A 23312-nucleotide genomic window follows, 5' to 3' on the forward strand; every position below is an offset into this window, starting at 1 on the left:
ACAGGCTAGAACAGCAGTCCCGGCAGCCATGTTGCGACCGACGGCAGGAGCCAGACGAGCATCATGCCGAGGATCTGGAGGCCGATGAAGGGGATGACGCCACGGTAAATGTGGCCCGTGGTGATCTCCTTCGGCGCCGCACCGCGCAGATAGAAGAGCGAGAAGCCGAAGGGCGGCGTCAGGAAGCTTGTCTGCAGGTTGATGGCGAGCAGGATGCCAAGCCATATCGGATCATGACCCATGAGGATGAGCGTCGGCGTGATGAGCGGCAGGACGATGACCGAGATTTCGACGAAATCGAGGAAGAAGCCCATCACGAAGACGAGGATCATGCAGAAGAGCAGCGCGCCGGCCGGGCCGCCCGGCATGGACTTGAGGATTTCGGCGACGCGTTCCTCGCCGCCAAGGCCGATGAAGACCAGCGAGAAAATGCCAGCGGCCAGGATGGTCGCGAAGATCATCGCCGTCATCGTCAGCGTCGAGGCCGCGGCTTCCTGGACGGTCCTGTTGCGCAAGGCCGTTCGCAGGGAGGCCCAGATGGCCGCGGCGCCCAGGAGGGCCAGCAGGATGTAAACGGCTCCCATGGCATAGCTTCCGGCACCGATGTCGCTGCGTTGGAGGCGGACGGGAAAGAGGCCCGCCAGGAACGCCAGCGCGATCAGTGCCGCGACACCGGCAAGCACGAGGCGCCTGTTGCCGCCCGCGCGCATGCCAGCCATCAGCAGGGCGCCGACGGCGCCGACCGATGCCGCCTCGGTCGGATCGGTCAGTCCGCCCAGGATCGCCCCGAGCACGGCGACGATCAGCAGGACGGGCGGGATAATGGTCGACAGGATCTCGGCTTGCGAGGGCCGTTGCGTCTGCGCGGCTGGCGGCATGTCCTGCGGCCGGATGAGACCGCGCAGGAGGATGTAGACGAGGTAGAGCAGCACCAGCACCAGGCCCGGCACGATTGCCGCGGCGAAGAACTGGCCGACGGAGATCGCCTCGATGGCGAACTTGCCCTGCGCATATTGCGCCTGCTGGTAGGCGTTCGACATGACGTCGGCGAGAATGATCAGCAGCGTGGACGGCGGGATGATCTGGCCCAGCGTGCCTGCCGTGCAGACGATGCCGGAGGCAACGCGGGGATCGTAGCCGGTTCGCAGCATGGTCGGCAGCGCGATCATGCCCATGGCGACCACGGTCGCGCCGACAATGCCGGTGGACGCGGCCAGCAGCGCGCCGACGAGAACGACCGATATGCCGAGGCCGCCCTTGAGCGAGCCGAACAGGCGCCCCATCGTGTCGAGCAGTTCCTCTGCGATCCTGCTTTTCTCAAGGATCGCCCCCATCAGCACGAACAGCGGAATGGCGATCAGCACCTGGTTGCTCAACAGGCCGAAGATACGCTGGCCGGTGGCGCCGAGCAGCGTGATGTCCATCACGCCGAGCGCCCAGCCGATATAGCCGAAGATGATCGCCACGCCGGCGATGCTGAAGGAAACGGGAAAGCCGGTCAGGATGGCCGCCACGAGCGCCGCGAACATCAGCAGGTCGAGATACTGGGTCATTCCGGTTTGCTCTCGCAGAACAGGCGGATGAGGATGGCGGCGGACTGGAGAAGGATGAGGATGCAGAAGGCGGGGATGAGCGACTTGAGCAGGAACACCGCCTCGATGCCGCCCACGGAGATCGGGCCCTCGAGGATCTTCCAGGAATTGGCGACCGACGGCCAGGTCCACCACAGGATGGCCAGCATCGACGGGATGAGAAAGAAGACATGGCCCAGGATGTCGATCCGGCGCCGCGTTGCCGCATCGGCCTTGGCATAGAAGATGTCCACGCGGACATGCTTGTCCACCTGGAGCGTATAGGCCGCGCCGAGCATGAACAGCGTGGCATGCATGTAGAGGACGCTTTCCTGCACCGCGATCGAATAGATGCCGAAGACATAGCGGCCGACGACGATGGCGAACTGGACAAGGACCATGGCCAGCGCCAGCCACTTGATCAGGCGGGCAATCCGGCTTGCGATCCCGTCGAGGAAATCAGCCAGTTGGATCATGAAGGCATCCCCCCGAATGGCCGGCGGGCCTTGCGCCCGCCGGTCGGTGCCGCAACTCAGTATCCCATGACCGAGGCGCGCGCGTTCATCTGGCCGTTGTCGGCATAGGTCATGTAGCCGCCGACCAGATCACGATAGGCAATGAAGCTCTCCGTGATCCGCTTGACCAGTTCATCGTCGTTCTGGCGCAACTCGTCGATGACCTCGGCGCCAGCCTTGCCCATCGCCGCGACCACGTCGTCGGGCAATTTCCTCACCTGGACGCCATGCTCGGAGACAAGCGTCTTGAGCGACTGGGCGTGCTTGGTCGTATACTCGGTCCAGACCGGGTTGTAGAGGCTTTCGCAGGCAAGCGAAACGGCCTGCTTCAGGTCATCCGGCAGCTCCTCGTAGACCTTCGCGTTGATCCCGCATTCCTCGGCCGACGAGGGCTCGCCGACGCCCGGCCAATAGTAGTTCTTGGCCACCTGGTAGAAGCCGAGTGCGGAATCGGTCCACGGGCCGATGAACTCGCCGGCATCCAGCGCGCCGGTCTGGAGGGCCTGGAACATGGGCGGTCCACCCATGGCCTGTGCCGCCATGCCGAGCTTCGTCGCCATTTCGGAGGCCAGCCCCGTGGTGCGGAACTTCAGCCCCTTAAGGTCATCGACGGAGTTGATCTCGTTGCGGAACCAGCCGGCCCATTGCGGCCCGGAATTGCCACAGAGGAACGGCTTGACGCCGAACCGCGCATACATCTCGTCATAGAGCGCCTGGCCGCCGCCATGCTGCATCCAGCCGAACTGCTCGTCCGCCCTCAGCCCGAACGGCTGGGAACCGAACAGCAGGATGCCCTTCGACTTGGATCCCCAATAGGCCGGAACCGCGTGATAAAGCTCGGCCGTGCCCTCGGAGACGGCATCGAACACGCCGGGTCCCGGCACGATCTCGCCGGCGGCGTAGAGCTTGACCTCGATACGGCCGCCCGACAGCGTGGTGATGCGGTCGGCAAGCATCTGCGCGGCGACACCCGGTCCCGGCAGGTTCTTCGGCCAGGCCGTGACCATCTTCCACTGGCGCTTGTCCTGCGCGATGGCCGGTGTGGCGAGCGCCGTTGCGGCGAGTGCGCCGGCGGCGGTTCCTTTCAGAAATTGACGTCTTTCCATCGTGGTATTCCTCCTTGCTCCAAGTGTTCGAAAGTCCAGTCCCTCAGTTTCCCAGGATGCCGGGAAGACGAAGCCCGTTTTCGCGGGCGCATTCAAGCGCGATGTCGTAGCCTGCATCCGCATGGCGCCAGACGCCCGATGCCGGGTCGTTCCAGAGCACGCGTTCCAGCCGCCGGGCCGCGGCCTCGGTGCCGTCGGCGACGATAACCACGCCGGAATGCTGCGAAAAGCCCATGCCGACGCCACCGCCGTGATGCAGCGAGACCCAGGTCGCGCCCGAAGCGGTGTTGACCAGTGCATTGAGCAGCGGCCAGTCACTGACGGCATCGGAGCCGTCCTTCATCGCTTCCGTCTCGCGGTTGGGCGAAGCGACAGACCCGGAATCGAGATGATCGCGGCCGATGACGACCGGCGCCTTCAATTCACCCGACGCCACCATCTCGTTGAACATCAGGCCCGCCCGATGGCGCTCGCCAAGGCCGATCCAGCAGATGCGCGCCGGCAGGCCCTGGAAGGCGATGCGCTCGCGCGCCATGTCCAGCCAGCGGTGAAGATGCTCGTTCTCCGGAAAGAGCTTCTTCATCGCCTCGTCGGTCTTGTAGATATCCTCCGGATCGCCCGACAGCGCGCACCAGCGGAACGGACCGATCCCCTTGCAGAAGAGCGGCCGGATATAGGCGGGAACGAAGCCGGGAAAGGCAAAGGCGTTTTCCAGGCCCTCTTCCCTGGCCACCTGGCGGATGTTGTTGCCGTAATCGAGCGTCGGCACGCCCGCATTCCAGAAGTCCACCATCGCCGCGACATGCGTCTTCATGGAGGCGCGGGCCGCCTTCTCCACGGCTTGCGGATCGCTTTCCTGTTTTGCCCGCCACTCGGCGACCGTCCACCCTTGCGGCAGATAGCCATGCAGCGGATCATGGGCGGAGGTCTGGTCGGTGACGATATCGGGGCGCGGGCCGCCGGCCTTCATCCTTGAGACGAGTTCGGGGAAAATGTCGGCGGCATTGCCGAGCAGGCCGACCGATTTCGCTTCGCCGGCGCGGGTCCAGCGCCCGATCTTCTCCAGCGCCTCGTCCAGCGTGTGCGCCTTCTCGTCGAGATATTTCGTGCGGATGCGGAAATCGATGCGCGTCTCGTCGCATTCGACCGCCAGGCAGCAGGCGCCGGCGAAAACCGCGGCCAGAGGCTGCGCGCCGCCCATGCCGCCGAGTCCCGCCGTCAGGATCCATTTGCCCTTCAGGTCGCCGCCATAGTGCTGGCGCCCGGCCTCGGCAAAGGTCTCGTAGGTGCCCTGAACGATGCCCTGGGTGCCGATATAGATCCACGAACCGGCCGTCATCTGGCCGTACATCATCAGGCCCTTGCGATCCAGTTCGTTGAAGTGCTCCCAGTTGGCCCAATGGGGCACGATGTTGGAATTGGCGATCAGCACACGCGGCGCGTCGGGATGTGTCTTCACGATCGCCACCGGCTTGCCGGACTGGACGACCAGCGTCTCGTCGGCATCGAGCGATTTGAGGCTGGCGACGATCCGGTCGAAATCGTCCCAGGTGCGCGCGGCCCGGCCGATGCCGCCATAGACGACGAGTTCGTGCGGGTTCTCCGCCACATCGGGATGCAGGTTGTTCATCAGCATGCGCATGGGCGCCTCTGTCAGCCAGCTTTTCGCGGTGATCTCGGGGCCGGTCGGCGGATAGACGTCGCGCTGGTTGTGTCGCGGATTGTTCATCAATGCCCTCCCAGGGTGGCTGCGAGTTTCTCGAGTCGGTTCAGGATTTCGGCCAGCGGCTTGCGCAGGCGGTCCGCGCGGCCTTCGTCATAGGCAAAGGGCAGGCTCTCGCCGGCAAGGTGCGTCTTCTGCGCCAGTTCCATCTGGATGGCATGCACGCCTTCTTCCGGGCGGCCGTAATGGCGGGTTGTCCATCCGCCCTTGAAGCGGCCGTTGACGACCGCCGTATAGCCGGGTGCCGCCATGCAGACGGCTGCGGTCGCGGCCTCGACTTCGGGCGCGCAGGTCTTTCCGTCATTGGTGCCGATGTTGAAATCGGGCAGCACGCCTTCGAACAGGAACGGAATTTCGGAGCGGATCGAATGGCAATCGTAGAGGATGGCGACACCATGGATGGCCCGGACCCGGTCCACCTCGGCGGCCAGCGCCTCGTGGTAGGGCTGGTGCCAGGCGACGCGCCGGGCCTCGATTTCCGCCTCGTCCGGCTCTTTCTCCCACAAGGGCCGGCCGTCGAAATCGGTCAGCGGAACGAGGCCGGTGGTGTTCTGCCCCGGATAGAGGCTCGCCCCGGACGGATCGCGGTTGGCGTCGATGACGTAGCGATGGAATGTCGCTCGGACCACCGTCGCGCCGGGCAAGAGCCCGTCATAGAGGCGGTCGATGTGCCAGTCGGTATCGCCCAGCGTCCTGCCGAGCGGGGTCAGGCGGGCGAAGATGTCCGGCGGGACATGGGTTCCCGTGTGGGGCATGCCCAGGATGACCGGGCCGTCGCCGCGGGTGATCTCGACCGGGTTCATCGGGCGTCTCCATTCAGCAGGTCGCGGACACCGCAACAGGCGCCGATGCCGCCATCGGCGACAAGGCGGGCTGCGGCGGCGATGTCGCCGGCCAGGTAGCGGTCCTCGCCGACAGGCTCGATCCCGGACCGAATGGTCTTCATGAGCTTGGCCATGACGGGGCTCGTTGCGAGCGGGGCGCGGAATTCGACGCCCTGCGCCGCGCACATCAACTCGATGCCGACAATCGCATTGAGATTACGGTTCATGCGCGCCAGCCGCCGGGCCCCATGCGCGGCCATGGAGACATGGTCTTCCTGGTTCGCCGATGTGGGCGTGGAATCGATCGAACAGGGGTGGGCGAGATGCTTGTTCTCGCTCATCAGCGCGGCGGTCGTGACTTCCGCGATCATCAGGCCCGAATTCAGGCCCGGATCCGGGGTGAGGAAGGGTGGCAGGTCGTGCGACAGCGCCGGATCGACCACCAGCGCGACGCGGCGCTGGGCGATGGCGCCGATCTCGGCAATGGCAATGGCGATCTGGTCGGCGGCAAAGGCGACGGGCTCGGCATGGAAATTGCCGCCCGAGACGATGATGCCGTCATCGACCAGCACGAGCGGATTGTCTGAGACGGCATTGGCCTCGGTTTCCAGCGTCGTTCCGGCAAAGCGCAGCAGGTCCAGCGCCGCGCCGGTCACCTGGGGCTGGCAGCGGATGCAATAGGGGTCCTGCACGCGGGCATCGTCATCGCGATGGCTTTCGCGGATCTGCGACCCCTCCAGCATCGTGCGCATGGCGCGCGCCACGTCGATCTGGCCGCGATGACCGCGCAGGGCATGAATAGAGGGATGGAGCGGGGCGGTCGAGCCCATGATCGCGTCGGTGGACAGGCAGGAGGCTGCAACGGCCGCTTCGAGGTTGCGCATGGCATCGAACAGTCCCGCCAGGGCGCAGGCGGTGGAAAACTGTGTCCCGTTGATCAGGCCGAGGCCTTCCTTCGGACCCAGTTCGACTGGCGTCAGCCCGGCCCTTTCAAGCGCGCGGGCGGCGGGCATCCGTTCGCCGTCCAGAAAGGCTTCCCCCTCCCCGATCATCGCGGCCGTCATGTGCGCCAGCGGCGCCAGATCGCCCGACGCGCCGACCGACCCCTGGTCGGGCACGACCGGCACCACGCCGTGCGCCAGCATGGCTTCCAGCAGTTCGATGGTCTGCGGGCGCAAGCCGGAGGCGCCACGCCCGACGGAGATCAGCTTGAGGACCATCATCAGACGGGTGGTGGCGATGTCGAGCGGTTCGCCGACGCCGCAGCAGTGGGAGAGAATCAGGTTGCGCTGAAGGCGCGCGGTGTCCTCCGGCCGGATGCGGATGCTGGCAAGCTTGCCGAATCCGGTGTTGACCCCGTAGATCGCCTCCTCTCCGCCAGCCGCCCGTTCGACTAGGCCTGCCGCTGCCGCCGCCCGGTCGCGCGCGCCGGCTTCCAGTGCCGCAGGCAGTTGCCCGCGCCAGATCGCCTCCAGTTGGTCCAGCGCCACGGCGCCCGGTGCGAGAACGAAGGTCATGCCCCGCCTCCAAAGATACGCATGTGCAGCGGGTTGAAGCCGATCCGGTAGGACAGTTCTGCCGGATGCTCCACGTTCCACACCGCTAGGTCGGCGCGCATGCCGGCGTTGATCGTTCCGCAATCGGCCAGCCCGAGGGCGCGGGCGGCATGCCGCGTCACACCGGCCAGGGCCTCCTCCGGCGTCATGCGGAAAAGGGTGCAGGCCATGTTCATGGCCATCAGCAGGGAGGCCAGCGGCGAGGACCCCGGATTGCAATCGGTGGCGACGGCCATCGGGACGCCGTGTTCCCGGAACACCGCGACCGGGGGAAGCTGCGTTTCGCGCAGCGTGTAGAAGGCGCCGGGCAGGATCACGGCAACGCTTCCCGCAGCCGCCATGGCCGCCGCATCGCCGTCATCGGCATATTCGAGGTGATCGGCCGACAGGGCACCATACCGGGCGGCGAGGCGTGCGCCGCCCAGGTTCGACAATTGCTCCGCATGCAGCTTGACCGGCAGTCCGCGTTCGCGCGCCTTGTCGAAAACGCGGCCGATCTGGCCCGGCGTGAAGGCGATGCCCTCGCAAAAACCATCCACGGCGTCGGCAAGACCGGCATCGGCCGCCGCGTCCAGGGCCGGAAGGCAGACCTCGTCCAGATAGGCATCCGGGCGTCCCTTGTATTCCGGCGGGACGGCATGGGCGCCAAGGAACGACGTGCGAACACGCACGGGCCTTGCCTTTTCGATGGCGCGCGCCGCGCGCAGCATCTTCAACTCGGTTTCGACGTCGAGGCCGTATCCGGATTTCACCTCGATGGCGCACACGCCCTCAGCCAGAAGGGCGTCGACCCTGGGCAGGGCGTCCGCCAGCAGTTCCGCCTCGCTTGCCGCGCGCGTGGCCGCCACGGTGGAGACGATGCCGCCCCCGGCCCGCGCGATCTCCTCATAGGTCGCGCCTTCCAGCCGCATCTCGAATTCACGGGCGCGGTTTCCACCATGGACAATGTGCGTATGGCAGTCGATCAGGCCCGGCGTGACAAGCCGGCCCTCCAGATCGGTCTCCGGCTGGCCGCGAAAACCGTCCGGGAGATCGCCGGCCCTTCCCGCCCAGGCGATCCTTTCGCCCTCGACGGCAACCGCCCCGTCCCGCACCAGTCCGTAACCGGCGTCCATCGTGGCTAGCGTGGCGTTTGTCAGAAGCATGGCAAAGACCGTTGTAATGTGCGCTTATAATGGTATTATGTATATACATAACGAGCTGTCAACAGGTGATTTGAATGTTCCGGATCTGGGCTGAAAACGCATTGCTGCCAACGGGATGGGCCAGGGACGTGCGGGTCGGTGTCGGGCAAGACGGCGCGATCGCCGCTGTCGAAACCGGCGTGCAAGCCGGTGCCGGAGACCACAGGGCCGGCGTGCTGCTGCCGGCGCCGGCCAATGCGCACAGCCACGCCTTCCAGCGCGCCATGGCGGGTCTGACCGAGAAGCGGGGGCCCGATCCCTCCGACTCCTTCTGGACCTGGCGGCAACTGATGTTCCGCTTCCTGGACCGGCTGACGCCGGACCATGTCGAGGCCATTGCCGCCTTCGTGCAGATGGAGATGCTGGAAGCAGGCTATGCCGCCAATGTCGAGTTCCACTATCTGCACCACCAGCCGGGCGGCGTTCCCTATGCCAACCTGGCGGAGATGGCCGAACGGATCGCCGCCGCCACGGCGCAAACCGGCATCGGCCTGACGCTGCTGCCGGTGCACTACCAGTATGGTGGTTGCGACAGGCGTCCGCTTGGCGCCGGCCAGGTGCGCTTCGGCAATGACTTCGACCGTTTCACCCGCCTGCACGAGATGTCGTCCAGGATCGTGGCCGGCCTGCCCTCCGATTGCAGGACCGGTGTCGCACCCCACAGCCTGCGGGCCGTCTCGGCCGAGGACCTGGCGCGCCACCACGCGCTGGCCGCCGGCAATCCGTTCCACATGCACCTTGCCGAACAGGTTGCCGAAGTGGACGAGGTCGCCGCGGTCCTCGGCGCGCGTCCCGTGGAATGGATGCTCGACCATTTCGACGCCGGGCCGGACTGCTGCTTCATCCATTGCACCCAGATGCAGGCGCATGAGACGGCGGGCCTGGCGCATAGCGGCGCCATTGCCGGGCTTTGCCCGATCACGGAATCGAACCTCGGCGACGGCATCTTCGACGGCGTGCGCTGGTTTGGCGAAGGCGGGTCGGTCGCAATCGGTTCGGATTCCAACATCCGCATCGCCCTGTCGGAGGAGTTGCGCACGCTCGACTATTCCCAGCGCCTGCGCGACCGCTCCCGGGCGGCATTGGCGGCGCCCGGCCTCTCGACGGGCCGCCGCCTCTTCGAGGCCGTTTGCGAAGGCGGCGCGAAAGCCTCGGGCCGGAATGCCGGCAGCTTGTCGGTCGGAAAACTAGCCGACATGGTTGCGCTCGACGCCGGTGCAATTGACCTTCAGGGGCGCAGCGGCGATAGCCTGATCGACAGTTTCGTCTTCGCGGGCGACGACCGGATGATATCGGATGTCTGGTCTGCCGGCCGGCACCTCGTTTCCGAAGGACGCCACCATGCCCGCGACACGATCATCGCCGCCTACAGGAAGGCGGTGCTGGAACTGGGGGACATGATTTGACGGGTAGCGGGATCAGCGGCTGGCAATCGGTCCAGGACGAAGTGCTGCGCCGGATCCACAGCCGGCAATGGAAGCCCGGCGACACGATTCCCAATGAAGCGGAGTTATCGCTAGAATTCGGCTGCGCGCGCGCCACGGTCAACCGGGCGCTCAGGAACCTGGCCGAGATGGGCCTGCTTGACCGCAAGCGCAAGGCGGGAACGCGGGTGGCCCTGCATCCGGTGCGCAAGGCCACCCTCGACATCCCGGTCATCCGCCGCGATATCGAGGCCAAGGGCTTTTCCTACCGCTACTCGCTGATCTCCCGGTCGCTGCGCGAACCGCCCATCGACGTCATGGGACGGATGCAGACGCGCCAGGGTGACAGGCTTCTCCACGTCAAGGCGCTGCACATGGCGAACGGCCGACCCTACGTGTTCGAGAACCGCTGGATCAATCCGAAGGCGGTTCCCGATGCCCTCGACGTCGATTTCGAGACCAACAGCGCGAACGAGTGGCTTGTCGCCAATATCCCCTTCGAAGGCGGCGACATCACCTTCTCGGCCAAGACATCCGGGCCGGAAGACGCCCGCGTGCTGGATTGCGGCGAGGGCGAAGGCCTGTTCATCATCGACCGGAGCACGTGGACCGGCGGGCAGATCATCACGTCGGTGCGGTTGACCTTCGCGCCGGGCTACAGGATGCATACCGAACTGTGATCCGCCCGCCACGGGCGCGCGGCCGCGGCACGGGAGCGAGGGATATCCGTGGACGAACCGCAACTGCTCGTGGACCCGCACAAGGACGGCCTGCGCCAGCGGCCAAGTCCATTGTCGAGGCGGAAGAAGCGGAGATCGCGCTTTACGAACGCAACCGGGCATTCGTGGGCTACGGTTTCGACATCGCCCGCAAATGCCGCGATTGGGGCGGTTCGATCCTGCGCGGGTTTCCCTCGTTCACGTCACGGAGAAGGAGCCGGCATTCCCGGCGAAAATCAAAGCTGGACGCGGGAAAAAATGGCGCACCCGAAAGGATTCGAACCTCTGACCCCCAGATTCGTAGTCTGGTGCTCTATCCAGCTGAGCTACGGGTGCGCTGTTGCCAAACCGGCAAACGGCGGAACCGGTCTGTGCCGACCGCCGTGGGCAGGTTCCTAACGAGTGTTGCGGACAATTGCAAGCACCCCGGATGACAAAATTGCCAAACCGGCCCAGTGCCGCTCGTCAGCCTGCCTGGCGGCGGTGCCGGCCGCGCATACTCTCCAGGTCGACGGGCTGATCGGGTATGGAAATGGCGAACTCGGTGTGCCCGCCGCGGCTTTCCACCAGTTCCAGCGTGCCGCCATGGGCACGCACCAGTTCAAGCGCAATGGCAAGGCCAAGGCCCGTGCCGCCGCTGCGCGCAGATCCCTTGAAGGCGGCGAACAGGTTGTCGCGGGCCTTCTTCGGCAGGCCCGGTCCGGTGTCGACGATGCGGATGACGGCAACCGCCCCTTCGCGCCGGGCCGTGACGCTGAGCCGCTTGACGATGGCCGCGTCGGCATCGCCATGGAGCGCCTGCACCGCATTGCGGCAAAGATTGGACAGGACGCGGAACATCTGCTCTGCGTCGCAATCGACCTCGAGCGCCTCGTCAACCCCGTTCTCGAAACGGATGGCTGCCCCGCCATCGACAGGCAGGATGGCGTGAACGTCGTCGACCAGCTGGCGCAGCAGGACCTTGCGCCGGACCGGGGGCGCTTCCTGCGCACGGCCATATTCCAGCACCGACTGCGAATAGGTGACGGCACGGTCGAGCGTGCGCACGAGACGCGGCGCGAAGGCCTGGATCTTGGGATCGGTGGCGGTGGTCAGCCGGTCGGACATGAGCTGGGCGGCGCCCAGGATATTGCGCATGTCGTGATTGATCTTGGAGACGGCGAGGCCGAGATCGGCCAGGCGCTTGCGCTCGCCCAGCGTCTTCTGCAGTTCCGCCTGCATGGCAGCGAGTTCACGCGTGGCAATACCCAGTTCGTCGCGCCGGTTCTCCGGGTGGATGATGCGGGCCGGATTGTCCGGCTCGGCTGCGAAAGCCAGCATCGAGCGCGTCATCGAGCGGACAGGCCGGATCATGACGCGGTTGATCACCGCGAAGACGAGGACGGCCGTCAGGACGGAGATGAACAGGGACAAGAGCACGATGTTGCGCGTGTAGACCAGCAGTTCGTCGCGCAGTCCGGCATCCGGCAGCACGATCTCGAAGTCCTGTGCCGTGGCGCCGACCCGGCCATGGATGCGCAACATGCGGTCGCCGCCGGAGACCAGCGTCGAGAACGCGGCCATGATGGAGCCGAGCGGATCGATGGGGGCGGAAACGTCGATGTGCTCGTCGACCATGGGAAGATGGCCGGCAGAGACGAGCATGCGCGACATGCCATCCTCGCGCACCGCGATCTGCAAGGCGCCGGTGGCGGCGATGATGTCCTCGCGCAGGGCCTCGGCCGTCTCCTCGGAATGCTCCCCCATCAGGAACAGGCCGGCGACGGCGGCCGTGTTGAGCTTGTCCTCGGCCCAGCGCAGCCGGAAATTCGCGGCCGAAGGCGGAAAGATGAGCGTTTCGGCGATCAGCACGAAGACGGCCGTCAGCACGAGGAGCTTGACCGACAGCCCGCGGCCGAGCGGCACGCTGGCGACGGGATCGGCGATCCCGGCGGACAGATCCCCGTCAGTGTCCCTTGCGCTCATGGCATCTCCGCGTTCCCGCGTCACCCGAACATTCGCAGAAAGCCGATCAGCCTGCGAACCCAGGGATTGCGCGTCGAAGCGGAATAATAGGAGACCGCGGCCCGTTTTCCAATTTCGCTCATGGTCGGATAGGGCGGCACGTATCCGGCGATGTCGCGAACGGTCATTCCCTTCGACAGGGCCAGCGCCCAAAGGTTGATCATCTCGCCGGCATGGGCGCCGGCAATGGTGGCGCCGAGAATGCGTCCCTTGCGGCCGGTCACCACCTTGATGAGCCCCTCGGTCCTGTGCTCGGCCTGGGCCCGGTCGTTCTCGGCATACGGCCAGCGCAGGACGGATATGCGGCCATGGCGCTCGCGCGCGGCATCCTCGGTCAGACCGACATGGGCAAGTTCCGGATCGGTGTAGGTGACCCATGGGATGATGCCGTCATTGGCACGCGCGGGCAGGCGGAACAGGAGCGGACGGAGCACCAGGCCACCGTGATAGCCCGCCACATGGGTGAATTGCAGCCCGCCGGCGACATCGCCGATGGCATAGACACGGCGGTTGGTGGTTCGCAGCTTGTCGCTGACCTTGATGCCACGGCGGTCATGGGCGATGCCGGCCTTGTCGAGGTCAAGCCCCTCGACGTTGACGGCCCTGCCGGCGGCTACGAGCAGATGCGTTCCGTCGATCGCTGCCGGCCCGTCCGGCGCCTCGACATGGACGCGGACGCCGGCCTTGCCGCGCGCTTCCACCAGCGTCACCTTCGTCTTTTCGCGGATGTCCACGCCCTCGGCGGACAACCGGCGCAGCACCACGGCAGCCAGTTCGGGATCGTCCTTGCCGAGCGCCCGGGCAGCCTCCAGCACGGTCACGTCAGAGCCGAGCCGGCGGTGGGCCTGCGCCATTTCCATGCCGATGGGGCCGCCGCCGATGATGACGAGATGACCGGGCTTGCGGGTCTGCTCGAACAGGGTTTCGTTGGTGAGATAGTCGACCGAATCAAGACCGGGGATCGGCGGCACGAGCGGCGAGGACCCGGTGGCGATGACGAAACGGCGGGCGCGGATTTCCACGTCCCCGGCCACCACGGTCCGCTTGTCGGTGAAACGGCCATGGGCCTGAACGACCCGGACGCCCAGCGCGGTGAAGCGCTCGACGCTGTCATTGGGCGCGATCGCCTCGATCACGCCCTGCACATGGCGGTTGACCTGGCCGAAATTGACCTGCGGTTCGACATCGGCCATGCCGAAGCGCGAGGCGTGGCGCATGGCCTCCGCCTGCTTGGCAGCGGCGAGCAGCGCCTTCGACGGCACGCAGCCGTAATTGAGGCAGTCGCCGCCCATCCTGCCTTTCTCGACAAGCACGACCTCGACGCCGAACGCCGCCGCGGCGGCCGCGACGGTCAGTCCGCCGGAACCGCCGCCGATGACGCAGATATCCGGGGTCAGCACTTCACCCATGACATGTCCCTCCGTGTGCCGCTCAGTCGCGGCGCATGCGCGCGCGGCCGCCGCGCCACTTGCGAATGATGGTCGGTATGATCGCAACAACCGCCAGCGCAATGAAGGCGATGGTGATTTCCGGTGTCACGAGGTCTTTCAGCGAAACCGCACCGCCTTCCCTTTCGGCCGCATCGAGCACGGAGCCGATCCCCTGCCCCAGCCAGGCATAGGCGAAGCAGCCGGGCAGGATACCGATGAACGTCGCCGCGACATAGGTGCGCAGCTTCACGCCGAACAGGGCGGGTGCGATGTTGATCACGAAAAAGGGAAAGAAGGGCGCCAGGCGCAGCACGAGAAGATAGCTGAAGGCGTCCTCGCGGAAACCGTCGGCCAGCCGGGCGGCCAGACCGCCCACCTTTTCGCGCAGGAAATCGCCGAAAGCGCTGCGGGCGGCCAGGAACAGGATGGAGGCGCCGGCCGTGGCGCCAAAGGCCACGGCGATCCCCGCCACCCACCAGCCGAACAGGAAGCCGCCGAAGATCGTGAGCACGGAGGCGGCCGGAAAGGAGAAGGCGACGGCGAGCGTGTAGAGGACAACGAAACCGGCCAGTGCCGGGACATAATTGGCGGAGACGTAGGCGGTCAGTGCCTCGCGCTGCTCCGCCAGGAAGGCGAGCGAGAAATACTGGTGCCAGCCCATCAGGTAACCGAAGGCCAGGCCGGCCGCGATCACGGCGATCGGCCCGAACCTCCGAAAAGCGCCCGGCTTGCCAGATGCCGCTTTCGCCATGCCGCTCCCATCCTCGATCACGTCTGCCTCACTCATGTCTACACCAACTTGCGTTAACGGGGTTTGCGCCTCCTGACAGCGGCGTGTACCACAGCAGATGACCGCCCCGGCACGGCGTTGCAACCACATGACGCCTGTTCTCACCGGCAATTGACGCGTCTGACCGGTGTTTTCACCACGACGTGACCGGCCGGTGACACGGTTTGGCGGCGCCGGAACGGCCGCGCGCAATTGACAATTGCCGCTGCTTGTTCCTATAAGCCGCGCCAAGTCCGGGTTCACATGGCCGGGTGCGGCCCGCCGCGTCCTGCCAGATCCCGGTCCAATCGCTCCTGAACCCGTTCAGAACCAAGAAGGGCCGCACTCCGCGGTATCGAAACAAATGAAGCGCACCTATCAACCCTCCAAGCTCGTCCGCAAGCGCCGCCACGGCTTCCGCGCCCGCATGGCCACCAAGGGCGGCCGCAAGGTCATTGCCGCCCGCCGCGCCCGCGGCCGCGCGCGCCTCAGCGCCTGACCGGGCGCCGGGGGCCGGCCGGTGACTGACCGGCAAGACCATCCGAGGCCCGGGCGACTGACCAAACGGGCCGAATTCCTGGCCGTCCGCCGTGGCGAGAAGCGACGCGGGCGGTTTTTCCTGCTTGAGGTGGCCGACCGTGGCGACGGCGGGCTTCCGCGCGCCGGCTTCACGGTGACGACGAAGCAGGGCAATGCGGTGGAACGCAACCGCATCCGGCGGCGTCTGAAGGAAGCCTTGCGGCTGAAGGGCCGCATGGCAATGCAGCCGGGACATGACTATGTGATCGTCGGGCGCAGGGATTGCCTGAGTGCCCCTTTCACGGACCTGAGCGACGAACTCGCGCGGCGAATAGGCGGACAACGTTTCCATGGAAAATAATCGCAACTTCTTCCTGACGATCGCCCTTTCGGTGGTCATCCTGACCTTGTGGCAGGTGTTCTACATGAACCCGCGCATCGAGGCCCAGCGCGAGACGGCACGCATCCAGGCAGAAGAACAGGCCAGCCGGCAGGCGGCACAGACGCCGGGCGCCGGCCAGACCGGCGCCGATGATGGCGCCGGACTGCCGCAAGCCGGCTCCCAGGGCAGCGTGCCCGGCGCCTCCGCGCCGGCGCAGGCGCCCGAGGCGGTGCGCGTGGCGATCGAAACGCCCTCGCTCTCGGGCTCGATCAACACGGTCGGCGCACGGCTCGACCAACTGATCCTGAAGGACTACCGCGTGACGGTGGAGCCCGATTCCGACAAGATCCAGCTCCTTCATCCCTCGTCCGCCGAACTCGGCTATTTCGCCGAACTCGGCTATGCGGGCAGCGAGGCGACCGGCGCGGTGCCCGGCCCTGACACGGTCTGGTCCGTGGAAGGCGAACCTGTCCTTTCGCCAGGCAACCCGGTGACACTCACCTTCACCAACGAGAAGGGCCTGACCTTCCGGCGCAGCTTCGCGGTCGACGAACACTACATGTTCACCGTCGAGGACACGATCACCAATGCCACCGGCGCGCCCGTCTCGCTGCCGGCCTACGGCCGCGTGACACGCTTCAACAAACCGGCGACGCAGGCAGTCTACGTGCTGCACGAGGGCCTGATCGGCGTGACCGGCGAGGAAGGCCTTCAGGAAATCGACTATTCGCAGATCGAGGAAGACAAGCGCGTGGTCCCTGGCAAGTCGACGAACGGCTGGCTCGGCATGACCGACAAGTACTGGGCGGTGACGCTGATCCCGCAGTCGGGGGTGACCTTCCAGCCGCGTTTCGCCTATTTCGACGATGGCCGGACGCGCTACCAGGCCGATTATCTGACCGACCCCGTGGAGGTGGCCGACGGCGCCTCCGCCAGCCTGAAGACGCAGATCTTCGCCGGCGCCAAGGAAGTCAACGAGATCAACGCCTACATGGAAGAGTACCAGATCCGCGAGTTCGACCTGATGATCGACTGGGGATGGTTCTATTTCATCACCAAGCCGATGTTCTGGCTGATCGACCATCTCTACAAGCTGCTCGGCAATTTCGGCCTCGCCATCCTGGCCACCACCGTTGTCGTCAAGGCAGTCTTCTTCCCGCTGGCCAACAAGTCCTACGTCTCCATGGCCAAGATGAAGACGGTGCAGCCGAAAATGATGGAAATCCGCGACAAGTACGCGGACGACAAGATGCGCCAGCAGCAGGAGATGATGGAGCTCTACAAGCGCGAGAAGATCAACCCGATCGCCGGGTGCTGGCCGATCCTGCTGCAGATCCCGGTTTTCTTCGCGCTCTACAAGGTGCTCTACGTCACCATCGAGATGCGCCATGCCCCCTTCTATGGCTGGATTCACGATCTGGCGGCGCCCGATCCGACATCGATCTTCAACCTTTTCGGCCTGCTGCCATACGACGTGCCGTCCTTCCTGATGATCGGTGTCTGGCCCCTCATCATGGGTGTCACAATGTTCCTGCAGATGCGCATGAACCCGACGCCGCCGGACCCGACCCAGGCGATGATCTTCACCTGGATGCCGGTGGTCTTCACCTTCATGATGGCCGCCTTCCCGGCCGGCCTCATCATCTACTGGGCCTGGAACAACACGCTTTCCATTCTTCAGCAGGCTGTGATCATGAAGCGCCAGGGGGCCAAGATCGAATTGTGGGACAACCTGAAAGGGGTGTTCACGAAGAAGAAGCCGGCCGAATAGCGGAAGCGGCGCCAGACAACGAACGGCCGGGTGATCCCCGGCCGTTTTGCTTTCCGGCCCCGTCGCGGCTAGAACATGCAGAACGCCAAAATCAGGAGTGCGCGACGATGGTCAACTGAACTCCGGCCGCCTGCGCCGTGGACGCGCCGACGGACCGACACATCCGCACAGGCACCTCAAGCACGCCAAGGAGTTCAGCCATGCACGGCCCTTCCCCCGATACCCTGTATCCGCTCGCCGGTTTCCCCCGCACCGTCTTCCTGAAGAACGTCATCACCCGGCCCAACATCGTCGTCGGCGACTATACCTATTTCGACGATCCGGACGGGGCGGAGCGCTTCGAGGAGCGCAACGTCCTGCACCATTACGACTTTCTCGGCGACCGCCTGATCATCGGCCGCTTCACCGCCATCGCCAGCGGCGTCCGCTTCATCATGAACGGCGCGAACCACGCCTTGGGCGGCTTTTCCACGTTCCCGTTCAACATCTTCGGCAATGGCTGGGAACAAGGCTTCGACACGGGTACCTGGCTGGAACAGTCGAAAGGCGACACCGTGGTCGGCAACGATGTCTGGATCGGCATGGACAGCCTGATCATGCCGGGCGTGACCATCGGCGACGGCGCAATCGTCGCGACCGGCTCCGTGGTGACGTCGGACGTGGCGCCCTACACGATTGCGGGCGGCAATCCGGCACGGACCGTCCGGCAGCGTTTCGATGCCGACACCGTTGCCGCGCTCCTGTCGATTGCATGGTGGAACTGGGACGCGGCGCGGATCACCGCACATCTCGACGCCATTCGCGGAGCCGACATCGACCGGCTGCGGAAGGCTGCGCCACCCGCCGGCGGCGCTTCGTGAGCCAGCGGCCGGGTCGCGCCGTCCTTGGTCAGTTGTTTACCTTTGCAATACCATAATCGTGTTCCGCATCCGCCAGCACGAGGGAGCTACCGCCGTGGCGCATCGCCTGTCACTCGCCCTGCTTGTCCTTGCCCTGCACACGGGGTTCGCGCCAGGCGTGGCGCATGGCGCGGGCAGTATCGTCACCCTGGGGAGCGATGCTCAGCCGGAAGCCGGCAGCATCGAGGAATCCGGACCGGTTCCGGATGCCAGGGACTTCTCCGAAGCCACCACGGCCAGTAAGGGCGAACCGGAGAAATCCGTCCTCGACATCCTCGCCGGGGACCCGCGCTTCTCGCTGTTCAGCACGCTTGTCGACATGGCCGGCCCCCCGGACATCTTCACCGAGGGCGGGCCCATGACCGTCTTCGTGCCCACCGATGCCGTTCTCGGTCCGGCCTTCGAGGCCTTCATGGCGGGGGCGGAAGGCGAGGCCTACCAGTCCCGCCTGCGCAAGCTGGTCCTGGCCCATGTGCTGGACGCGCAGTTCACGCTCGACGACATGGTGACCAACATCACCAGCACCCGGCGCCAGCGGGAGAACCTTGCCACGGCCAGCCGGGACAACATCACGCTGATGATCGTGGACGAGCGGGTGCACGTCTATGACGAAAGCGCGCAGGTGACGCCGTTTTCGCTGGTGGCGGAAGCGCGCGACGGCATCGTCTACGCGCTCGAAGGTGGGATGCTTCGCCCTCGCTGAGGGCCTCGACCAGGTCCACCGGACATGCTCCATGGCCGGTTCGCGCTTGACTTCCCGCCAACAAACACCGATGCGAAAGCCATGACCGACGCGATATCCGACGAAACCCGCACCCTTTTCGCCCGGCCCTGGGTTTTCATCCGGGGTGTGCCGGCCATGAAGTTCCTGCCACCGGAAGGCCCGCCCGAGATCGCCTTCGCGGGCCGGTCGAATGTCGGGAAGTCCTCGCTCATCAATGCGCTGATCGGGCAAAAGGGGCTGGCGCGCACCTCCAACACGCCCGGGCGCACCCAGGAACTGAACTATTTCGTGCCCGACGGCTTTTCCGGGGCCAAGGACGACCTGCCGCCGCTGGCCCTGGTCGACATGCCCGGCTACGGCTTCGCCCAGGCGCCCAAGGACATGGTGGACCGCTGGACAAAGCTGGTTTTCGACTATCTGCGCGGACGGGTGACGCTGAAGCGCGTCTATGTGCTGATCGACGCGCGCCACGGCATCAAGAAGATCGATGACGAGGTGCTGGACCTGCTCGACAAGGCGGCCGTTTCCTACCAGATCGTGCTGACCAAGACCGACAAGATCGGCGAGAAGGCCGTGCCGCACCTGATGACCGACACGCTGTCGCGGATATCGAAGCGGCCCGCCGCCTTTCCGGTGGTTCTTGCCACCTCCTCGGAAAAGAACCGCGGCCTCGACGACCTTCGCCAGGCCATCGTTACCGCGACGGCCGGCTGACAGCCTCTCGCGGGGCTGCAGGAAGACGGACGGCAACCTCGAAACCGCCCTGCTCCAGGTTTGCGAAGCGCGGACGGGTTCCGTAGGCCGACAGGATGTCGGTGACAATGGCCAGCCCCAGCCCGGCGGAGCCGCCGCGCTCATCGTCACGCATGCCGCGCGCGGCGAGACGCCGCTGCTCTCCGGCGGGGACGCCCGGCCCGTCGTCGCTAATGGTCAGAACGACCTGACCGCCGTCCGGGGCCACCGACAGGCCGACCCTTGTGCGCGCATGGCGGGCAGCGTTTTCCAGCAGGTTTCCCAGAATGTCGTTCAGGTCATCGGCCTCTATGGCCGCTGCCAGTCCTTCATCGCCCTCCAGCCGGAAATCCACGGCCTCGCCATGGGGCGTGCGCGCCAGGATGCGCATGATGGCAGCCGCTACCGGAATGACGGCAATCGGACGCGCCATGCCCGGCCTGTTGCGCAGCCGCGAGCGCGCCAGTTCCCGCTCGACGGTGCGCTGCATGCGTTGGGCGACATCCTCGACAGAGGCGGCGATCTCCGCCTGCCCCGCCGCACGCAGGGACGCGATGTCGGCGGCAAGCGCCGTCAGCGGCGTCTTGAGGCCATGGGCGAGATCGGCCGCGCGGTCGCGTGCACGGCGCATGTCTTCTTCCTGGCGTTCCAGTAGGCCGTTCAATTCCTCGACGAGTGGCGAGACCTCCAGCGGCACTTCGGCCTCCAGACGCCTCGACCGGCCCTGACGGATGCTTTGCACGGCGGTGCGCATGGCGCCGAGCGGCTTCAGCCCGGCGCTGACCTGGGCCCAGGCACCGGCGAGCAGAACCAGGGCAAGAAGACCCAGTGCGGGCAGGAGATCGCGGTTGAAGCCGGCGGTAAGCGCCATAGCGCCCGCTCGGTCGATGGCCGCCGAAATGCGCAGGAGCCGCGCCTGTCCCTCGCCGCTTTCGATACGGTAGAGCGCCTCGCGCAGCATCAGGTCGCCACCATCGGGGCCGACGATGGAATGCTGGTGCGTTTCCCCCTGAACGAGCCTGTCGTCCGGCAAGGCAAGGCTGCTGTCCCACAGGGAGGGCGAGCGCAACAGCGTAGCGCCATCGGCGCTGCTGACCTGCCAGTAAAGACCGGAGAAGATGTCGGCGAAACGCGGGTCCGGTGGTTCCTGACGCAGTACGAGACGGCCTGCCGCCTCGTTCGTCAGATTTCCCGCGATGTCGGCGATGACCGCATCGAGTTCCTGTGCATGGCCGCGTTCGACATGGCGGGTGAACAGGGCCGAGAGGCCGAGACCTGCCAGGGCCAGCGCCGCCACGATCCCCGCAACGGCCAGCGCGAACAGCCTCAGCCGGATCGAGCGCGACGCCTTCATGCGCCGTCCACGATGTATCCGAATCCGCGCCGCGTTTCGATAAGGCCGGGCCCGAGCTTGCGGCGGACACGGCCGACAAGCACCTCGACGGCATTGGATTCCCGCTCGTAATGCTCTGCCTGCAGATGCTCGGCGAGCTCCTGCTGGCCGACCACGCGGCCGGCATGATGCATCAGGTAGGAGACGAGCCGGTATTCCTGCGGGGTCAGCGCCACGGGCACACCGGCCTTCGTGACGCGCATCTGGCGGGTGTCGAGGATGACGTCTCCCGCGGCGATCACCGGATGCGCCTGCCCGGCGGACCGGCGCAGGATCGCGCGCAGGCGCGCGGACAGTTCCTCCATCTCGAAGGGCTTGGGCAGGTAATCGTCGGCCCCCGCGTCGATGCCCTCGACACGGTCGGTCCAGCTTCCACGCGCCGTCAGGACCAGAACGGGCATGGTCCGGCCACCGGCGCGCCAGCGCTTGAGGACCGAAAGGCCGTCCATGGTGGGCAGGCCGAGGTCGAGAATGACGGCCGCGTAGTCCTCGGTATCGCCGAGGAACCAGGCCTCCTCGCCATCCCGTTCGATCTCGACCAGGTAGCCCTGGGCGTCGAGCACCGTCTTCACCGCGCCCGCGATCTTCGGGTCATCCTCAACCAGCAGGATCCGCATCTCAGTCGTCATCCGTTTCCTGGCCCAGAAACCGGCCCGTCCGGGCATCGAATTCGACCTCGATGACACGGCCGGAGGGCTCCAGCACATAGAATTCATAGACGGGCGGGTTGTCATCCTCGAATTCGATCTCGAGGACCTTTCCGGGGAAGCGGGCGCGAAGGATCTTGAGTATGTCGGCCAGCGGCAGGAGTTCACCTTCCTGCCGCCGCTCCGCCGCGCGCTCATGGCGTGCGGCGCGGTCGTCATCGTCCGGCCGGCCGCCTTTCCTGTCGGCGAGCGCCGGCGCCGCCGCAAGGAGGGCGCAGAGCAAGCCGGTCAGGAGAGTTCGAAACGCGCGCATGCGTCCTTCTTGCAACCAGGCGAATGACAAATCGCTGAACGCCCCGATCAGCGCCCTGTCACGGGGATCCTGCGAAAAAGGCATCACCGCAACAACGGTGCAAGTCAAACACAAGAAAGGAATTGTCCCATGCGCATTCTCCTCACCGCTCTCGCCCTTTCCGCCACGGCCGCCGCCATCCAGCCGGCGCTTGCCTCCGACGACGACAACCGGTGCGGCAACGCGCCCGTCAGCCAGTGGATGAGCGAGGACGCCGTCAAGGCCAAGGCAGCCGGGATGGGCTATGACGTGCGCTCCGTGAAGGTCGATGACGGCTGCTACGAAGCCTATGCGATGGACAAGCAGGGCCGTCGCGTCGAGGTGTATTTCCATCCGGTCAGCGGCGATGTCGTCCGCGTCAAGCAGGACGACTGACCGCGAGGGCAGCGCGGATTTCCGCCGCGATCCGCGCTGCCCGCCCCCCGATTCGCGGCCTGACGGGCGAGAACCATGACCTCCACCCTGACTACCGACACAATGAACAGCCAGCGGCCCTCCCGCACAAGAACCGTCAAGGTCTGGGACCCCTTCGTGCGCATCTTTCACTGGACGCTGGTGGCGGGTTTCGCCGCCGCGTGGATCACCGGAGACGAGTTCGAGAAACTTCATGAACGGATCGGCTACGCAATCGCCGGTCTTGTCGCGGCACGGATCGTTTGGGGCTTTGTCGGCACCCGCCATGCCCGGTTTTCAAGTTTCGTCCATGGCCCGGCAAAGGTGCTTGCCTTCCTGCGGCAGAGCGTGAGCCTGAACGCGCCGCGCCATCTCGGGCACAATCCGGCGGGCGGCGCGATGGTTTTTGTCCTCCTGGCGATGATCGCGGCCATCTGCGCATCCGGATACGCGATGACGACCGATGCCTTCTGGGGCGTCGAATGGGTCGAGGAGGTTCACGAAGCAGCAGTCTGGATCACGACCGGCCTGGTCGTCCTTCATGTGGCGGGCGTGATCCTGGCCTCGGTCGAGCATGGCGAGAACCTCGTGCGCGCCATGATCACGGGGCGCAAGCGCGCGGAGGACTGAACCCCGTTTCGACGCGCGCAACGACCGGCCGCCATCCGCCTTGCA

General features: G+C 65.9%; 23 protein-coding genes and 1 tRNA gene. 10 read left to right on the forward strand and 14 right to left on the reverse strand.

Annotated elements, in window-relative coordinates; translation table 11 throughout:
* Positions 1–5: 5 nt before the first annotated feature.
* Genes ACLB6G_RS18505 through hutI form a run of 7 tightly spaced genes read right to left on the reverse strand, consistent with a single transcriptional unit; the run spans position 6 to position 8440 of the window.
* Positions 6–1553 (reverse strand): TRAP transporter large permease, encoded by a 1548-nt coding sequence (locus tag ACLB6G_RS18505; protein WP_410357707.1) that lies wholly within the window; start codon positions 1551–1553, stop codon positions 6–8.
* Positions 1550–2047 carry a TRAP transporter small permease subunit gene (locus ACLB6G_RS18510; RefSeq protein WP_410357708.1) on the reverse strand — a complete coding sequence of 166 codons (498 nt, stop codon included), beginning with the start codon at positions 2045–2047 and terminating at the stop codon, positions 1550–1552. The genes ACLB6G_RS18505 and ACLB6G_RS18510 overlap by 4 nt, the downstream gene beginning before the upstream one ends.
* Before the next feature lie 56 nt (positions 2048–2103).
* The gene (locus tag ACLB6G_RS18515; RefSeq protein WP_410357709.1) at positions 2104–3192 is read right to left on the reverse strand and encodes a TRAP transporter substrate-binding protein; all 1089 of its coding nucleotides are present in this window, start codon (positions 3190–3192) and stop codon (positions 2104–2106) included.
* A gap of 43 nt (positions 3193–3235) precedes the next feature.
* Positions 3236–4921: a urocanate hydratase gene (gene hutU, locus ACLB6G_RS18520; RefSeq protein WP_410357710.1), complete on the reverse strand. Its 1686-nt coding sequence runs from the start codon at positions 4919–4921 to the stop codon at positions 3236–3238.
* Complete coding sequence (gene hutG / locus ACLB6G_RS18525) at positions 4921–5718, reverse strand: N-formylglutamate deformylase (RefSeq protein WP_410357711.1); 798 nt, start codon at positions 5716–5718, stop codon at positions 4921–4923. The genes hutU and hutG overlap by 1 nt, the downstream gene beginning before the upstream one ends.
* Complete coding sequence (hutH, locus tag ACLB6G_RS18530; RefSeq protein WP_410357712.1) at positions 5715–7256, reverse strand: histidine ammonia-lyase; 1542 nt, start codon at positions 7254–7256, stop codon at positions 5715–5717. The genes hutG and hutH overlap by 4 nt, the downstream gene beginning before the upstream one ends.
* Entirely contained in the window at positions 7253–8440 is a 1188-nt protein-coding gene (gene hutI, locus ACLB6G_RS18535; RefSeq protein WP_410357713.1) for an imidazolonepropionase, read from the reverse strand. The genes hutH and hutI overlap by 4 nt, the downstream gene beginning before the upstream one ends.
* 74 nt (positions 8441–8514) lie before the next feature.
* Between hutI and ACLB6G_RS18540 the strand changes: the two genes are divergently transcribed.
* Positions 8515–9885, forward strand: coding sequence for a formimidoylglutamate deiminase (locus ACLB6G_RS18540; protein ID WP_410357714.1), 1371 nt, complete (start codon positions 8515–8517; stop codon positions 9883–9885).
* On the forward strand, positions 9882–10583 hold the full coding sequence (locus ACLB6G_RS18545; protein WP_410357715.1) for a GntR family transcriptional regulator: 702 nt from the start codon (positions 9882–9884) through the stop codon (positions 10581–10583). Before ACLB6G_RS18540 ends, ACLB6G_RS18545 begins: the two co-directional genes overlap by 4 nt.
* 298 nt (positions 10584–10881) lie before the next feature.
* On the opposite strand, the gene ACLB6G_RS18550 is transcribed toward ACLB6G_RS18545, so the two are convergent.
* The 4 genes from ACLB6G_RS18550 to ACLB6G_RS18565 all read right to left on the reverse strand — a co-directional run bounded on the left by ACLB6G_RS18550 (position 10882) and on the right by ACLB6G_RS18565 (position 14843).
* Positions 10882–10958, reverse strand: a tRNA-Arg gene (locus tag ACLB6G_RS18550).
* A 129-nt stretch (positions 10959–11087) separates the two neighbouring features.
* Positions 11088–12587, reverse strand: coding sequence for an ATP-binding protein (locus ACLB6G_RS18555; RefSeq protein WP_410357716.1), 1500 nt, complete (start codon positions 12585–12587; stop codon positions 11088–11090).
* A 20-nt stretch (positions 12588–12607) separates the two neighbouring features.
* Entirely contained in the window at positions 12608–14035 is a 1428-nt protein-coding gene (locus tag ACLB6G_RS18560) for a dihydrolipoyl dehydrogenase family protein (protein ID WP_410357717.1), read from the reverse strand.
* Between the two features lie 22 nt (positions 14036–14057).
* Complete coding sequence (locus ACLB6G_RS18565; protein ID WP_410357718.1) at positions 14058–14843, reverse strand: TVP38/TMEM64 family protein; 786 nt, start codon at positions 14841–14843, stop codon at positions 14058–14060.
* A gap of 346 nt (positions 14844–15189) precedes the next feature.
* Between ACLB6G_RS18565 and rpmH the strand changes: the two genes are divergently transcribed.
* The 6 genes from rpmH to yihA all read left to right on the forward strand — a co-directional run bounded on the left by rpmH (position 15190) and on the right by yihA (position 19834).
* The gene (gene rpmH, locus ACLB6G_RS18570) at positions 15190–15324 is read left to right on the forward strand and encodes a 50S ribosomal protein L34 (RefSeq protein WP_208548348.1); all 135 of its coding nucleotides are present in this window, start codon (positions 15190–15192) and stop codon (positions 15322–15324) included.
* A 21-nt stretch (positions 15325–15345) separates the two neighbouring features.
* Positions 15346–15705 (forward strand): ribonuclease P protein component, encoded by a 360-nt coding sequence (gene rnpA, locus ACLB6G_RS18575; protein ID WP_410357719.1) that lies wholly within the window; start codon positions 15346–15348, stop codon positions 15703–15705.
* Positions 15695–17497 carry a membrane protein insertase YidC gene (gene yidC, locus ACLB6G_RS18580; protein WP_410357720.1) on the forward strand — a complete coding sequence of 601 codons (1803 nt, stop codon included), beginning with the start codon at positions 15695–15697 and terminating at the stop codon, positions 17495–17497. Before rnpA ends, yidC begins: the two co-directional genes overlap by 11 nt.
* Before the next feature lie 200 nt (positions 17498–17697).
* Positions 17698–18357 (forward strand): CatB-related O-acetyltransferase, encoded by a 660-nt coding sequence (locus ACLB6G_RS18585; RefSeq protein WP_410357721.1) that lies wholly within the window; start codon positions 17698–17700, stop codon positions 18355–18357.
* A gap of 94 nt (positions 18358–18451) precedes the next feature.
* The gene (locus tag ACLB6G_RS18590) at positions 18452–19099 is read left to right on the forward strand and encodes a fasciclin domain-containing protein (RefSeq protein WP_410357722.1); all 648 of its coding nucleotides are present in this window, start codon (positions 18452–18454) and stop codon (positions 19097–19099) included.
* A gap of 81 nt (positions 19100–19180) precedes the next feature.
* Positions 19181–19834: a ribosome biogenesis GTP-binding protein YihA/YsxC gene (gene yihA, locus ACLB6G_RS18595; RefSeq protein ID WP_410357723.1), complete on the forward strand. Its 654-nt coding sequence runs from the start codon at positions 19181–19183 to the stop codon at positions 19832–19834.
* On the opposite strand, the gene ACLB6G_RS18600 is transcribed toward yihA, so the two are convergent.
* The 3 genes from ACLB6G_RS18600 to ACLB6G_RS18610 are packed head-to-tail and all read right to left on the reverse strand — an operon-like array spanning position 19815 to position 22205.
* The gene (locus ACLB6G_RS18600) at positions 19815–21206 is read right to left on the reverse strand and encodes a sensor histidine kinase (RefSeq protein WP_410357724.1); all 1392 of its coding nucleotides are present in this window, start codon (positions 21204–21206) and stop codon (positions 19815–19817) included. The genes yihA and ACLB6G_RS18600 overlap by 20 nt on opposite strands.
* Positions 21203–21862 carry a response regulator transcription factor gene (locus ACLB6G_RS18605; protein ID WP_410357737.1) on the reverse strand — a complete coding sequence of 220 codons (660 nt, stop codon included), beginning with the start codon at positions 21860–21862 and terminating at the stop codon, positions 21203–21205. The genes ACLB6G_RS18600 and ACLB6G_RS18605 overlap by 4 nt, the downstream gene beginning before the upstream one ends.
* Before the next feature lies 1 nt (position 21863).
* Positions 21864–22205 (reverse strand): PepSY domain-containing protein, encoded by a 342-nt coding sequence (locus ACLB6G_RS18610; protein ID WP_410357725.1) that lies wholly within the window; start codon positions 22203–22205, stop codon positions 21864–21866.
* Between the two features lie 129 nt (positions 22206–22334).
* On the opposite strand from ACLB6G_RS18610, the gene ACLB6G_RS18615 reads away from it, so the two are divergent.
* Positions 22335–22619, forward strand: coding sequence for a PepSY domain-containing protein (locus ACLB6G_RS18615; RefSeq protein ID WP_410357726.1), 285 nt, complete (start codon positions 22335–22337; stop codon positions 22617–22619).
* A gap of 75 nt (positions 22620–22694) precedes the next feature.
* Entirely contained in the window at positions 22695–23267 is a 573-nt protein-coding gene (locus ACLB6G_RS18620; protein WP_410357727.1) for a cytochrome b/b6 domain-containing protein, read from the forward strand.
* Positions 23268–23312: the final 45 nt, after the last annotated feature.

It is taken from the genome of Zhengella sedimenti, from assembly GCF_046506625.1.
Classification (GTDB): domain Bacteria; phylum Pseudomonadota; class Alphaproteobacteria; order Rhizobiales; family Rhizobiaceae; genus Zhengella; species Zhengella sedimenti.

Bases quoted from the DNA above. Each gene is read 5' to 3' on its own strand.
- ACLB6G_RS18505 (WP_410357707.1), bottom strand. From the start codon at position 1,553: ATGACCCAGTATCTCGACCTGCTGATGTTCGCGGCGCTCGTGGCGGCC.
- ACLB6G_RS18510 (WP_410357708.1), bottom strand. From the start codon at position 2,047: ATGATCCAACTGGCTGATTTCCTCGACGGGATCGCAAGCCGGATTGCC.
- ACLB6G_RS18515 (WP_410357709.1), bottom strand. From the start codon at position 3,192: ATGGAAAGACGTCAATTTCTGAAAGGAACCGCCGCCGGCGCACTCGCC.
- hutU (WP_410357710.1), bottom strand. From the start codon at position 4,921: ATGAACAATCCGCGACACAACCAGCGCGACGTCTATCCGCCGACCGGC.
- hutG (WP_410357711.1), bottom strand. From the start codon at position 5,718: ATGAACCCGGTCGAGATCACCCGCGGCGACGGCCCGGTCATCCTGGGC.
- hutH (WP_410357712.1), bottom strand. From the start codon at position 7,256: ATGACCTTCGTTCTCGCACCGGGCGCCGTGGCGCTGGACCAACTGGAG.
- hutI (WP_410357713.1), bottom strand. From the start codon at position 8,440: ATGCTTCTGACAAACGCCACGCTAGCCACGATGGACGCCGGTTACGGA.
- ACLB6G_RS18540 (WP_410357714.1), top strand. From the start codon at position 8,515: ATGTTCCGGATCTGGGCTGAAAACGCATTGCTGCCAACGGGATGGGCC.
- ACLB6G_RS18555 (WP_410357716.1), bottom strand. From the start codon at position 12,587: ATGAGCGCAAGGGACACTGACGGGGATCTGTCCGCCGGGATCGCCGAT.
- ACLB6G_RS18560 (WP_410357717.1), bottom strand. From the start codon at position 14,035: ATGGGTGAAGTGCTGACCCCGGATATCTGCGTCATCGGCGGCGGTTCC.
- ACLB6G_RS18565 (WP_410357718.1), bottom strand. From the start codon at position 14,843: ATGAGTGAGGCAGACGTGATCGAGGATGGGAGCGGCATGGCGAAAGCG.
- rpmH (WP_208548348.1), top strand. From the start codon at position 15,190: ATGAAGCGCACCTATCAACCCTCCAAGCTCGTCCGCAAGCGCCGCCAC.
- yidC (WP_410357720.1), top strand. From the start codon at position 15,695: ATGGAAAATAATCGCAACTTCTTCCTGACGATCGCCCTTTCGGTGGTC.
- ACLB6G_RS18585 (WP_410357721.1), top strand. From the start codon at position 17,698: ATGCACGGCCCTTCCCCCGATACCCTGTATCCGCTCGCCGGTTTCCCC.
- yihA (WP_410357723.1), top strand. From the start codon at position 19,181: ATGACCGACGCGATATCCGACGAAACCCGCACCCTTTTCGCCCGGCCC.
- ACLB6G_RS18600 (WP_410357724.1), bottom strand. From the start codon at position 21,206: ATGAAGGCGTCGCGCTCGATCCGGCTGAGGCTGTTCGCGCTGGCCGTT.
- ACLB6G_RS18605 (WP_410357737.1), bottom strand. From the start codon at position 21,862: ATGCGGATCCTGCTGGTTGAGGATGACCCGAAGATCGCGGGCGCGGTG.
- ACLB6G_RS18610 (WP_410357725.1), bottom strand. From the start codon at position 22,205: ATGCGCGCGTTTCGAACTCTCCTGACCGGCTTGCTCTGCGCCCTCCTT.
- ACLB6G_RS18615 (WP_410357726.1), top strand. From the start codon at position 22,335: ATGCGCATTCTCCTCACCGCTCTCGCCCTTTCCGCCACGGCCGCCGCC.
- ACLB6G_RS18620 (WP_410357727.1), top strand. From the start codon at position 22,695: ATGACCTCCACCCTGACTACCGACACAATGAACAGCCAGCGGCCCTCC.